Here is a 12,990-nt window from a genome sequence, read left to right as displayed (position 1 = left end):
GATCATTTTAAACGATTCCCTTACTTTGCGCCCATAGTGCAATCTCAATCCGGTTATTTACTTGCAGCTTTTCTCGAATGTGATTTAGATGAGTTCTAACTGTTGGAATTCTTATATTCAAATCAAGAGCAATCTCTTTGTCTAATTTTCCATTACCAACCAAACGGATGATAAAATATTCCTGCTTGGTAATCTTTCCATTAGGAGCTTCAGGGATTTTACACAATACATTAAAACCCTTGCAATGCTTTTCTTCTGAACAATTAGGAGCGTCATGCGTAGTTATTCCATTGGCCAAATCAGGAGTTTTATCCCAATTTCCATATCTACAACCAACAAACTTTTCTTCCTGGGCATCGGCCAATTCAATTCCAAAATCATTTACAATACAATGCTGAGCAGCTTTATCTGCTATATATTCGGCCTGAAATGGCTCTCTCATTTCCATTGGTAAATCAAGGTAAGAACCTTTCTTTCCGTCATAAACGGCATTAACCTCTTTTCCATAACGGTAAATTTCAAGGTTCTTATCTTCTATTCCTGCTGGTAGTTTAGTGTGTGGCATAACTAGAATTACTCTTAGTTCAACAATGCATTTTGATCAGCTTCTTTCTCTTTTTCTTCCTTTAAAATCTCAAAAGCAGCATCAATAATTTTCTGGTTAAATCTTCTACCTCCAAAAACTGCATCAACATAGGAAAGAGTAAAACCTGTTCTTTTTGTAATCTCTTCTCTGTGTCCTCGAGGTAACTTGTCTTTTAATTTTCTTAACTTTTCTTCTTTCATCACTTTACTGTATTGTTTTTGTATTGCGGTTGTAGTAATATTGTATTGTAATTGTAGTGTAAAAGTATAGTAAAAACACTATACCAACAACTGAAGGTATAGTAAAATGCACTATTTAGAATTATTCTATGTTTGATAAAGCTGTAAATAAACGTGTTAAGTTGTTTCTGGAAAACAAAGAAATTTCTCAGGAACAATTCAAAAAGGATATAAGTGTAAAATCAAAGCAACAGGTTTCAAATTGGATCAATTGCAATGAGAAAATACCAGAGCGTCATCTGTTTACTATGATCCATATTTATAAGGATCTAAATGCACGCTGGTTAATTACCGGGGAAGGAGAGATGAATGAACCCGAAGGTAAAGACATTGTTATCCACGATGGACAAACCATTTTTGCCGATAATGTTGGGCAATATGGAGGTAAAGGAAACGTAATTGGTAAGCAAGCCCCAGCTGAGGATTCATCACTGAAAAAGATGGTGGAATTAAAAGATATGGAAATCGACTTACTAAAGAAGACCATCGAGCAAAAAGATAAAATGATAGAAAAATTACTAGACAAATAAGCCTCACAAGCATATTTGAAAGGAGAAGTGAAAGCTTCTCCTTTTTTTTATTACTGTTATTTACGTATTACAGCTATCAAACTGACCCTCTAGTGTGTTACAAAACAGTGTTAATTTAGGGTTACTTTTTACGAAAATCAGGAATTAACAGATGTACGTACAAAATACTTGAAGATTAATCACCTTATGAATGTAAACAACGTTAAAATTACTGGAGGCGAAGTATTTTTCACTTTCCAGTTTAATTTTAAATACCTCTTATTTACTGCTTTATTAATATTAATGGCAGTTACTACTTATCTTCTTTACCCTAAAGGAGACTATACAAACGAAGCTCTTTTTAAGGAGTACTTTGCCGATTTGCATTATAACGATCGGGCCGGAGATGATGAGATAGGTGCTATGGTTCGAGCAATGCAATTGATAAAAGATGAACATTATCATGATGCAATTCAAAAACTCGATGAGATATACCAGGATAAAAAGATTTACTCATCAAAAGCACAATGGTACAAAGGTCTTTGCCTCCTAAAAACCAATGCCGAAGATGATGTTATAATGCAGCACTTTGGGCGAATCATTATGGAAGGAGGCGATTTTGCCAATTTATCTCTTGAGATACTTAGCAAAAGGAATCAGCAAAAGAAGAAGAAACAACCAAAGATATTGGCTCCTTGATTCCGGAAGAGCTTCAGGATTCCCCAGTAAAGTTAAACCACTCCAAAAAACTGGAGCTCTTAATTCGCTGTCTGCATTATTCAAATGATTTCTCATAGCTTTCTGAAGAGCTTGATCTTTGGCATTACCTTCTGAGTAATACCAATAGAAATCGCTCATTATTTCGGAAGTAACCTTGTCATTTACTCTCCAGAGTGAAGCAATAACCGAACTGGATCCGGCTTCAATAAACTTTCTAGCCATACTCATATAACCTTCGTTCATCTTTATACTTCCAGTATTACTTTCACAAGCAGATAATACTGTTAGAGAATTATCAAGATTAAGCTGATAAAGATCTTCACTATGGATAGTATCATTCTGTAAAAGGATTTTACCTGTTAAACCATGGCCAATAACAGATATGATATCATGTTCCGGAAGCTCCCTGAAGAAGTTCTCTTTACTTGCATCTTCATCTTGCAATACTTCAGCATTAAAATACTTGTCAAGTGCTTTAAACTCGTTCTCAGCAAACTTTAATTGTTTCTTATCCGAATATTCAGGTATAAATGCAATTGCAGATCTACTGCCATATTTTGAGCTTTGAATCGTAGATAAGGATGATGAATAAGATATTGCATACTTTTCTATCAAGTATTTTGTATCTGAGAAACTTGCCCAATCCATCGATGGATCCGAATTTGTCAAACAAGTAAATGGCACCTGGTATAATTTCCCATATGGAATGATTAAAACTCTTTTAATATTCTGAGATATTTCCGGAACAAGTATTGAATAAAGATATTTCGATGCCTTAAAAAAGCTATTGTAATCATTGAATGAATCCTTAGATCTATCGGAAGCATTCAAATAAAAGTCATTTATTCTATTCTGAAAATGTTCATTTATCCTGGTTAAATCTATTTGTGTATTTGTACCGGTGGAAATAGTGCGAACCAATAACGAATCGGAATATGAATAATTCAATACTGCCATATCTTCTGGAAGAACCTCCAGCACTTCCTTGTAGTTTCTTTGTCCAGGAACAGGAAACTGCTGCAGTAATTTCCCCTTTTCGGTTACCAACTTATCTAAATCTTCGAGTTCATTTTTTAATGCCTGGTTAATCTTGTGATCTAATTCTTTCAACTCCACTTTTACCGAATCCGGCAATAAGTTTTCTCTAATCTTAAACGACAAAACAGGAGCTTTCAGTTGTTCCAAATAATAATTAGCAAGATCTTGATTAGAGATCTTAGCAGCACATTCAATGGCAGAAGTATAAATATCCCTAACCATTACTGAAGAATTTAATTTGGTTTGATCTATTAAGTACAGATCACGCAATCTTTCATAGGAATGAATTGCTGTGTTGTAATATTTAATAGCCAATTCTTTATTATTTCTTGAATAATACAAATCGGCAATTTCTTTATTCAAATCAATCGCAACAGGTGAATACTGATTTTCATGTATGTTTAAAGCCTTTTGGTAATTCTCAACTGCAGATTCAATATCATTAATATTGGCATATAACCTGGCTAAGTTCTGATAGATTTGATAAATCTTAAGATCTCCTTCAGCTAACTTTTTGAAATAAGTAATCCCTTCAGTATAATCTCCAGTAGTAAAAGATAACCTTCCAATATTATTTAATGCTGATACTTTAGTTTGGCTCGATTTTGATTGTTCGAAACTTTTCTGGTAGCATTCCAATGCTTTACATGTTCTATTTAACAACCTATAAGAACCCCCCATATTTATTAATGTTTGGGAAGCAGCTTCCTTGTTTTTGTCCTGCTGGTAATGCTTTAAAGCAATATCATAGTACTTGATTGCTGATAGATAATCCTTTTGTAAGTAATGAAGCAAACCAATATTGTTCATTGTTTTCCCTTTATTCTCATTTGATGTAGAAATGGAATAAGCTTTTTTAAAATATAGCGTTGCATTATTAAAGTCACGTTTCATTGCAAATTCTCTTCCAACTTGCATTAAACTATCAACTTGACCGTAACTAATAGAAATATAAAAAGTAAGAAGAACTGTTACTAGTAATCTCATTATTTTAATTTTACGAAGAATAAGCAATAATGCTTAAGTAATCAAAAAACATTTAAAGTTATGAAAAATTTAAACTTGTTTGAACAATGTGCTTTAGAGCAGAACGAAATGTCTAATGTCAAAGGTGGAGTTAACGAAACAGATAAAGCCGCGACTAGTGATAATAACGATGGAAACGATGGTGATGTTATCATTTGGCAATAGATAAGAAGGTCCGACGTTTGTCGGACTTTTTTTATGGATTCAAACTTATTCTTTTGTATTGTTATTGTCGTGTATTTGTATTAGTTTTGTCGTGTTGTGGTTGTGTTTCAATCAGATAGAAGGTCAATATTTTACATTAACACTTCCCAAAAACTTACCACACGATAACTTACAAAACTGAAAATGAATAAAATAAAAAAAATAAGTGAATCCTGTACGGGTCACAAAGCTTGGAAATACTTCCAAGCTTTTTTTATACAATTCATTGTACAAAAAAAAGGAGCCCTAATGGACTCCTTTTATATTTTAAGCGCGAAAACGTTTAGTTTCCTTCAGCACCTTGAAGAGCTGAGTAGTTCAGTTTCAAAGCACTTGCTTTTCTTAACTCTTGTTTGATGTCAACAATGATACCCATTTTAGTGTATCTGTCAACTTTTAGAGATGTTGTCAACTTGTTACGTAATTCTTCTTTTCTAGCTTCTCTTTCAGAAGCAATGAAAGCTTGAATATCATCAACAGTTGCAAACTTGTCATTTAATTGGATTCTTGATTCAGTACCAAAAGTTTTTTGGTATTTTCTCAAAGGAACACCAACATGGATGTTACTTACCAAATCCTTTTTTTCAAGCTTTGTCAATTCCTTAGCTTGTGGCTGTACATAGCTTACATTCAATTCTACATCGCGCATGGTAGTTGATACCATAAAGAAGAAAAGAAGCATGAATACGATATCAGGAAGTGACGCTGTTGAAATTTCCGGAGTTTCTTTACCTCCGCCTTTTCTAAATTTTGACATTATCTTTTCCCTCCTACGTTTTTAGGTTCAGCCTCGGATATTGCCATTGGGACATATTTCTTCACAGCATCTTGTTGTTCTTTATCCAACTCGCTGTAAACTTTCCCCCATTTCGACATTGCTTTTTCGTCTTTTAATTCACGTGCAGCAATTGCCAGCTCATCCTGTACTCTAATATACATTTCGTAACTCGTACCGCGGTCGTTCTGTAATGAAACCAATCCTTTCGAAACCATAACATCTCCAAAATATGGAACAGTTTTAACATGTTTTTCAGGAAGGTCTTCACTATTGTTTGGATTCAAGATAAACTCTTTGGTTTTTTCACGCAATTGTGAAATGTCTAAAAGTTCTCCATTCACCAACAACTCATCGTTACGGTTCACCAATATCGCTAAAACATTACGTTTTTTTACCTTAATTTCTTCATCATTGGTTTGATCTTCTGGAATAGGAGGTAACTTTTTATAGATACCAGTGTCCACATCCATCGTAGTCGATACCAAGAAGAAAATCAGCAACAAGAATGCAATATCGGCCATCGAACTTGAGTTAATCTCTGGTGTTTTTCTTGCTATAATAAAGGTATTGCGATCCGAATCCTTAAATTCGGATCATATTCTTAACGTAATCTTCTAATAATTTCAGTAACTACAATTGAAGCTACAGTTCCTATACCTAAGATGTACATAGTGTAAAGTACTGTATCAGCAAATTGAAGTGAAGCAGGGTTGTTGTCAGTACCTGTGTAACCTGGAAGGTTTAACAAAGTAGCATCTGACATACTATATGATACAAGGATTACTAATCCAAGTACTACTAATCCCATCAAACCTTTAAGTGCTCCTTTTGGGTTAACAACGATCTGAATGATTGGGAAAAGAATCGCTAATGCAGCAGATGCAAAAAACAATACTTTAGCCCAGTTGATCAAAAGATCAGTGTAAACTGGAGTTGTGTGTGCTTGATTTGGGATTTCTCCACCTAAGTAAAACATGATCACAAAAACAGCTGTAAGACCAATCATTACATAGGTAAGAATATTTAAATATTTACTCAATGTATTTGACATAGTCTATAATTATTTTTTCATGTTGTATTTTACAAGGATATCTAGAAGAGAGATAGAAGCATCTTCCATGTTGTTTACAATACTGTCAACTTTAGCAGTACAGTAGTTGTAGAATACTTGAAGAATCATTGCTACGATCAAACCAGATACAGTTGTAATCAAAGCGATTTTAATACCACCTGCTACAGCTGCTGGAGAAATAGTACCCATAGACTGAATTGAGTCGAAAGCGTCGATCATACCGATTACAGTACCCATAAATCCTAACATAGGAGCCAAACCGATCATCAAACCAATCCAAGAAAGACCTTTTTCCAATAGACCCATTTGAACAGATCCGTAAGAAACAACTGATTTTTCTACTACTTCAATACCTTCATCTACACGGTCAAGACCTTGGTAGAAAATGCTTGCGATAGGACCACGAGTATTTCTACATACTTCTTTAGCAGCTTCAACTCCACCGTTGTTTAATGCATCTTCAAGGTTAGCAATTAATTTCTTAGTGTTTGTAGTTGAAAGGTTCAAATAAATAATTCTTTCAATAGACAAAGCAAGACCTAAGATAAGAGCTAGCAATACGAAGCTCATAAACATTGCACCACCTTGGATGAATTGCTTCTTAACAACTTTGTGGAAAGATGTGCTTTCGATAGCTTCTTCCTCCATAACTGGAGCTGCAGGCTCTTCAACAGTAGTTTCTTCTGCAACCTGAGTTGTGTCTACAGCTTCTGCTGTCTCATCCTGAGCAACTGCGTAAGATGATGCTCCTAAGCTTAGCATCCCGATAACTGCTATAAATGCAAATAACTTTTTCATAGTCTGTTTTTCAAATTTTAATTAACGAAATTATTTTTTACAAAATTAAACGATTGCGATCTTATAAACAACTAATTCCTTAGTTGTTTGTGTATTATTCTTTAAAACTATTCTGTTTTTAATGCTTTCAACAACCTTTGATTAGGTATTTATGTAATATAGAAAGCTTTAAACAGTGCACCAAATTACAAAAAAAATGTGAAAAACAAATATTCTATTGGCTTAATTCGCCCTTTAGAGATTTATTTAAAAGCAATTTGGTTTGTTGCATGTCTAGCTTTTTACCTAAGATGAACATCAGTTTGCTAATTGCAGCCTCAGTGGTGATGTCGTGTCCGCTTACTACTCCTGCGTTAAGTAGTTCTAAACTTGTCTCATAAAGGCCCATTTCAACACTTCCAGCTGCACATTGTGTAATGTTGTATACAACAATTCCTCTGCTGATTGCTTCCTTTATGGAATCGATAAACCATTTATCGGTTGGGGCATTGCCTGCACCATAAGTTTCCATTACTACTCCTTTTAATCCTTCGATATTTAAAATGGAATCGATTACCTGTTTGTTGATTCCTGGGAAGATTTTTAAAATTGCAATATTAGTATCAAACTCAGTGCTAATTTCAAGTTGTTTTGGATGACTTGGATAATGTATTGCGGAATAATTGTAATTGATATTGATTCCAATTTTTGCCAAATCAGGGTAATTGTAAGAGTAGAATGCGTTAAAATGTTCTGCATTGTGTTTTGTGGTTCGGTTTCCTCTGAATAATTGATTTTCGAAAACAATACAAACCTCAGGTACCATTGCTTGTCCATTTTTGTATGCAGCAGCAATTTCGATAGCTGTTATTAGATTTTCTTTCCCATCTGTTCTTAAGGTTCCAATCGGTAATTGAGAGCCAGTTAATATTACTGGTTTTTGCAAATTATCAAGCATAAAACTTAAAGCAGATGCAGTAAAAGACATTGTATCTGTGCCGTGAAGAACAACAAATCCGTCATAGTTGTTGTAATTCTCCTTAATCAGTTCTGCAATTTTCACCCAAACTTCTGGATTTAAATTTGAAGAATCGATTAATGGATCAAAGGCAATGGAAGTAAGTTCATATCCGAATTCTTTTAATTCTGGAACTTGTTTTAGGATATGATCAAAATCAAATGGAATTAAAGAACCAGTTTCTGGATCGTTTACCATACCGATAGTACCTCCGGTATATAATATTAGAATAGAAGTTTGTTTTTTGTCCATTGAGAGAGGTGTTATAAGTTGAACAAATTTCTTGCATTGTGGCTGGTTATTTCGGCCACGTTCTCTATTTTAGTTTGATAAATTTCTGCAATTTTTTGTGCGGTGTACTTTACGTATGAACTTTCGTTTCGTTTTCCTCTTTTCGGAACAGGAGCCAGGTAAGGGGCATCCGTTTCCAACATTAGCTTTTCAAGAGGTATTTCAGCAATGGTTTTATCTAAACCTGAATTTTTGAAAGTTACGATACCATTAATACCAAGTAAAAAGCCCAATTCAATAGCTTTGTTTGCTTGCTCAAGATTTCCTGAGAAACTATGAAATACTCCCTTTAAGTTGGAATTTTTATAATTCTCTAATATCTGAAATATTTCATCAAAAGATTCTCTGGAATGGATCACTATTGGTAGATCGAAGTTTAAGGCCCAATTAATTTGGGTATCGAAAGCTATTTGTTGCTCTTTTACGAATGTTTTATCCCAGTACAAATCAATTCCAATTTCACCAATTGCACAGTATTTTCTGGAGTCTAACCAATTTTTGCAAATGTCTAATTCATTCTGATAATTCTCCTTTACCGATGTAGGATGTAAACCCATCATTGGAATGCAGTAGCCAGGAAACATCTCTTCCAAAGTGTGCATTGGATCAATTGATTGAGAATCGATGTTTGGTAAAAGTATTTTTTCAACTCCTGCTTCTTTCGAATTTTCAATGATTTGATGAATGTCACCATTAAAATCTTCAGAATAAATATGTGAGTGTGTATCGATTAGATTCATGTTTTTACTTTTTGTGCAAACTTATTGAATCGCAATAGGAATACAAAAGGAATTGGAACAGAAATTAGTTAAAAAAAAAGCCGGCAGAGCCGGCTTCTTTATATATTAGGCGTGATTGTATATTAAACGCAACCTTGAGCTAGCATAGCTTCAGCAACTTTAACAAATCCACCAACGTTAGCACCTTTAACGTAGTTGATGTGACCGTTTTCTTTACCGAAACGTACACAAGTATCGTGAATATCTTTCATGATACGACCCAATTTTTCATCAACTTCTTCAGCTGACCAGTTGTAACGCATAGAGTTTTGAGACATTTCTAAACCAGAAACAGCTACACCACCAGCGTTAGCAGCTTTACCAGGAGCGAATGCACAATTTTCTACCAAGTAGATCATAGCTTCAGCAGTACAACCCATGTTAGAAGTTTCTACTACATACTTACATCCGTTTTCAACCAATTGCTTAGCATCTTCTTCGTTCAACTCGTTTTGAATTGCACAAGGGAAAGCTAAGTCAACTTTACATTCCCAAGGCTTTTTACCAGGGAAGAACTCAGCACCGAATTTTTCAGCGTAAGGAGCAACAACGTCGTTGTTAGAAGCTCTAAGATCCAATAAGTATTCAATCTTTTCAGCATCTAAACCTTCTTTGTCGTATACATATCCGTCAGGACCTGAAATTGTAACAACTTTAGCACCTAGCTCAACCAATTTAAGAGCAGCACCCCAAGTTACGTTACCGAATCCTGAAAGAGCAACAGTTTTTCCTTTGAAATCTTCGTTGTTTTCAGCCAACATGTGTTGAGCGAAGTATACAGCACCAAAACCAGTAGCTTCAGGACGAATTAAAGATCCACCGTACTCAAGACCTTTACCAGTTAATACACCAGTAAACTCGTTACGGATTCTCTTGTACTGTCCGAATAGGTATCCGATCTCGCGACCACCTACACCTATATCACCAGCTGGTACGTCAGTGTTAGGACCAATGTGCTTGCAAAGCTCAGTCATAAAGCTTTGGCAGAAGCGCATGATTTCGTTATCTGATCTTCCTTTAGCGTTGAAGTCAGAACCACCTTTACCACCACCCATAGGTAGAGTAGTTAATGAATTCTTGAAAGTTTGCTCGAAACCTAAGAATTTTAATGCACTTAACGTTACAGAAGGGTGGAAACGTAAACCACCTTTGTAAGGTCCAATAGCACTATTGAACTCAACGCGGTATCCACGGTTGATTTCAACTTCACCGTTATCGTTGATCCATGGTACGCGGAACATGATTACGCGCTCAGGCTCACACATTTTTTCAAGAATCTTTGCAGCTTTATACTTAGGATTTGCATCATAAGTATCCCAAACTGTTTCTACTACTTCTTGTACTGCCTGATGGAACTCAGCTTCACCTGGAGTTTTAGCCTTAAGGCTATCCATGAATTCAATTATTTTTGCTTCCATATCCAAACTTGTTATGAAATTAAAATTGTTTGTTGTGTTTTAATTATTAGTTCTTGGTGTCAAATGTATACAAATTTTCATAATCACAAATTAAAAGCTGATTTTTTTTACAACGTTTTCGAAAATTTTAAAACGCAGTAAATCAATCAAATAAAAAGGTGTGATTTCTGTTCTACAACATGAAACCATAAAAATTGACAATTTTCATGAATTTAGGGAGTAGATTTTTCCCGGATGTGACTTCACCATGCCATCAAATTCTAATTTTAAGAGCAAACTTGATACCTTGCTCATCGGAAAAGAACTCTTCAAACAAATTAAATCAATAGGTGTTTTTCCGGTATCACGAAGTGCCGAAATTATTTTTTCTTCCTCCTTAGTAAGCTCTACAAATAGTTTCGTTTGGATTTCCTTTGTTTTTGGAGCTTGATCGTCCCAACCTAAGATATACTCTAGGTCTGCGATGTTTTCTATTAAGTGAGCTTGGTTGGTTTTGATTAGAAAATTACAACCTTCAGAATATTTGTCGCTGACTCTTCCTGGGAAAGCAAATACATCTCTATTATATGAATTAGCGATGTCGGCAGTCACCAATGAACCGCCCTTTCTTGCAGATTCTATGACTATAGTTGCATCCGACATGCCTGCAATTATTCTATTGCGACGGACAAAGTTTTTAGGATCGAACTTGCTGTTTGATGTGAACTCACTAACAATTGCTCCTCCTTTATGGATGATTTCCTCGGCATAGTTTCTATGCTGGGCAGGATACATTTGCTGGAAACCATGACCAATAGCTGCAATAGTAGGAAGTTGATATTGCATGGCGGCTTTGTGTGCACAAATATCAATACCGTAAGCCAGGCCACTAATTATTGTTGATTTTATCGATTTTTCAGATAAATCCTTAACCAGTTTGGTGCATTGTTCTTTTCCGTAATCGCTCGCATTTCTTGTGCCGACTATACTGATATTTCTGCTTGCATTAAAATCAGCATTACCTTTATAATATAGTGTGCAAGGCGAATCGGAACAATTAAGAAGTCTTTTTGGGTAATCGGCATCCAGGTAGAATGCAATTTGAATTTCATTCTGCTCAATAAACTTGAGCTCCTCTTCGGCTTGAAGAAGAGCTGTTTCTCTATCGAGCTTTTGAATAAAGGCCTGACCAATTCCTGGAATTTTCAGAAGATTTTGTTTCTTCTCAGTAAAGAAAGCTTCAACACTTCCTATGTAAGCAATGGCTTTTTTAATATTAACTGGTCCAAAACCAGTGATAAAGCTTACTGCAATTTTGTATATTCTATCCATACCTTAATTAATAGGAATACCATAATATGGATATGAATTTACAAAAGATTTATAAAGTAAATGATGTTCCGATGGTTAAAAAACCGGCATTAGCCCAACCTAATTCTGTAAATAAGCCAAATTGATTTGAAAAATGATAACGTGCACCCAGAACAACTCCTAAATCAAACAACAAATCATTTGATGTGTTGTCAGAATATACCGCATTAGAACTTGAATTTGGGCTTACGTTTTCATATTTCTTATGCTCCCATGAAATACCTGCCTTTACTGAGGTGTATAAGTCAACATCATAACCAGTAGAGATATTCATGCCCGATAGCCAATCGTTCAACTCGTAAGTAAGAACACTTCCCAACCTGTAATAATTGTAGTTTGTTTCGCTGTGGCCAAAATCGTATTCGTGTTTCTGGCCGGCATAACCAATGTATGCACCTATGCTTAAATTGTCCTGCCATTCTTTTTCAAGTTGTATTAAAATTGACGGGTGGTTGGATTCATCCGAACCTGCAAAGTTGTGATCGAATTTGCCATACTTGCCTAAAGGAATTCCTATATTAAGGCGTAAATCGTTGTTTTGAGCAAAAGAGTTTAAAGACAATGTACATAGCAAAATTGCTACTAGTGTTTTAATTTTCATTCCTAATAGTATTTGTTAATGGTATGGCTAACGCTTAAATAATAATTATAGTATGCTCTTAATTATTTATTCAGGCTGTTTCGAGATAGAGAATCAATTAATTTCTTTCTTTCTGTTCCGGAAAGTGCAGACAAACAAACCGATGGATACTTTGCAATTCCTTTTTCGGTTAATTGATACAGAGTAACAATTGGTTTAAGTCCAAATGTTTTGGTTTCCAAATCGTATTTGGCAAGACAATTTTTAGGAATCTCGATAGATTTAAAATTATCATGAAAAGGATGAAGGGGATAGTATCGAAGAATAATTTTATCATCGCCTTCCTTATATATGATGAAATTAAAATTCAAATGAAAGGAAAAGATAATTACCGAAATTACAGAAGCACTTATGATTCCAATAACCTGATATGGTTTGTTGATATTTAAATACAACAAAAGAATAATAGTAGCTAAAAAAAGGAATATTAATAAATAGTAGGCTAGTTTGATCCAGCTTGCTCGATTTTGATTGTTTATTGTCATGATTTGTGTGTAAAATTACATACCAAAGGTAAAAACTAATGGATATATTCGACAAGAACT

General features: G+C 34.8%; 16 protein-coding genes. 3 read left to right on the top strand and 13 right to left on the bottom strand.

What is annotated here, in order from left to right; all coding sequences use genetic code 11:
* Window positions 1-7: 7 nt before the first annotated feature.
* Window positions 8-565, bottom strand: coding sequence for a response regulator transcription factor (locus DF185_RS19770; protein WP_110362894.1), 558 nt, complete (start codon window positions 563-565; stop codon window positions 8-10).
* Window positions 566-579: 14 nt separating this feature from the next.
* Entirely contained in the window at window positions 580-786 is a 207-nt protein-coding gene (locus tag DF185_RS19765; RefSeq protein WP_110362892.1) for a hypothetical protein, read from the bottom strand.
* A gap of 128 nt (window positions 787-914) precedes the next feature.
* Here DF185_RS19765 and DF185_RS19760 point away from each other — a divergent pair, with 128 nt between their 5' ends.
* Window positions 915-1,355, top strand: a complete 441-nt coding sequence (locus DF185_RS19760; protein ID WP_110362890.1) for a hypothetical protein — start codon at window positions 915-917, stop codon at window positions 1,353-1,355.
* Window positions 1,356-1,541: 186 nt separating this feature from the next.
* Complete coding sequence (locus DF185_RS19755; protein WP_110362888.1) at window positions 1,542-2,033, top strand: hypothetical protein; 492 nt, start codon at window positions 1,542-1,544, stop codon at window positions 2,031-2,033.
* Here the strand turns inward: DF185_RS19755 and DF185_RS19750 are convergent.
* Window positions 1,962-4,079, bottom strand: coding sequence for a CHAT domain-containing protein (locus DF185_RS19750; RefSeq protein WP_110362886.1), 2,118 nt, complete (start codon window positions 4,077-4,079; stop codon window positions 1,962-1,964). The genes DF185_RS19755 and DF185_RS19750 overlap by 72 nt on opposite strands.
* A 60-nt stretch (window positions 4,080-4,139) precedes the next feature.
* Between DF185_RS19750 and DF185_RS23640 the strand changes: the two genes are divergently transcribed.
* Window positions 4,140-4,283, top strand: coding sequence for a hypothetical protein (locus DF185_RS23640; protein WP_165836080.1), 144 nt, complete (start codon window positions 4,140-4,142; stop codon window positions 4,281-4,283).
* Window positions 4,284-4,605: 322 nt separating this feature from the next.
* Here the strand turns inward: DF185_RS23640 and DF185_RS19745 are convergent, their stop codons facing one another.
* The 10 genes from DF185_RS19745 to DF185_RS19700 form a co-directional block, all read right to left on the bottom strand.
* Window positions 4,606-5,079 (bottom strand): ExbD/TolR family protein, encoded by a 474-nt coding sequence (locus DF185_RS19745; protein ID WP_110362884.1) that lies wholly within the window; start codon window positions 5,077-5,079, stop codon window positions 4,606-4,608.
* Window positions 5,079-5,657 carry an ExbD/TolR family protein gene (locus tag DF185_RS19740; protein ID WP_110362882.1) on the bottom strand — a complete coding sequence of 193 codons (579 nt, stop codon included), beginning with the start codon at window positions 5,655-5,657 and terminating at the stop codon, window positions 5,079-5,081. Before DF185_RS19740 ends, DF185_RS19745 begins: the two co-directional genes overlap by 1 nt.
* A gap of 44 nt (window positions 5,658-5,701) precedes the next feature.
* Entirely contained in the window at window positions 5,702-6,151 is a 450-nt protein-coding gene (locus DF185_RS19735) for a hypothetical protein (RefSeq protein ID WP_110362880.1), read from the bottom strand.
* A 9-nt stretch (window positions 6,152-6,160) separates the two neighbouring features.
* Window positions 6,161-6,970: a MotA/TolQ/ExbB proton channel family protein gene (locus tag DF185_RS19730; protein WP_110362878.1), complete on the bottom strand. Its 810-nt coding sequence runs from the start codon at window positions 6,968-6,970 to the stop codon at window positions 6,161-6,163.
* 214 nt (window positions 6,971-7,184) lie between these two features.
* Window positions 7,185-8,219 carry an asparaginase gene (locus DF185_RS19725; protein ID WP_110362876.1) on the bottom strand — a complete coding sequence of 345 codons (1,035 nt, stop codon included), beginning with the start codon at window positions 8,217-8,219 and terminating at the stop codon, window positions 7,185-7,187.
* 11 nt (window positions 8,220-8,230) lie between these two features.
* Window positions 8,231-8,998, bottom strand: coding sequence for a TatD family hydrolase (locus DF185_RS19720; RefSeq protein WP_110362874.1), 768 nt, complete (start codon window positions 8,996-8,998; stop codon window positions 8,231-8,233).
* 122 nt (window positions 8,999-9,120) lie between these two features.
* Window positions 9,121-10,455: an NADP-specific glutamate dehydrogenase gene (gene gdhA / locus DF185_RS19715; protein WP_110362872.1), complete on the bottom strand. Its 1,335-nt coding sequence runs from the start codon at window positions 10,453-10,455 to the stop codon at window positions 9,121-9,123.
* Window positions 10,456-10,659: 204 nt separating this feature from the next.
* On the bottom strand, window positions 10,660-11,766 hold the full coding sequence (dprA, locus tag DF185_RS19710; RefSeq protein ID WP_110362870.1) for a DNA-processing protein DprA: 1,107 nt from the start codon (window positions 11,764-11,766) through the stop codon (window positions 10,660-10,662).
* Window positions 11,767-11,815: 49 nt separating this feature from the next.
* Entirely contained in the window at window positions 11,816-12,406 is a 591-nt protein-coding gene (locus DF185_RS19705) for a putative outer membrane beta-barrel protein (RefSeq protein WP_110362868.1), read from the bottom strand.
* 62 nt (window positions 12,407-12,468) lie between these two features.
* A complete protein-coding gene (locus tag DF185_RS19700; protein WP_110362866.1) occupies window positions 12,469-12,930 on the bottom strand; it encodes a hypothetical protein in 462 nt (153 codons plus the stop codon).
* Window positions 12,931-12,990: the final 60 nt, after the last annotated feature.

This window comes from Marinifilum breve, assembly GCF_003202155.1.
Taxonomy (GTDB): domain Bacteria; phylum Bacteroidota; class Bacteroidia; order Bacteroidales; family Marinifilaceae; genus Marinifilum; species Marinifilum breve.
This window is presented reverse-complemented; position numbering and strand designations above follow the sequence as displayed.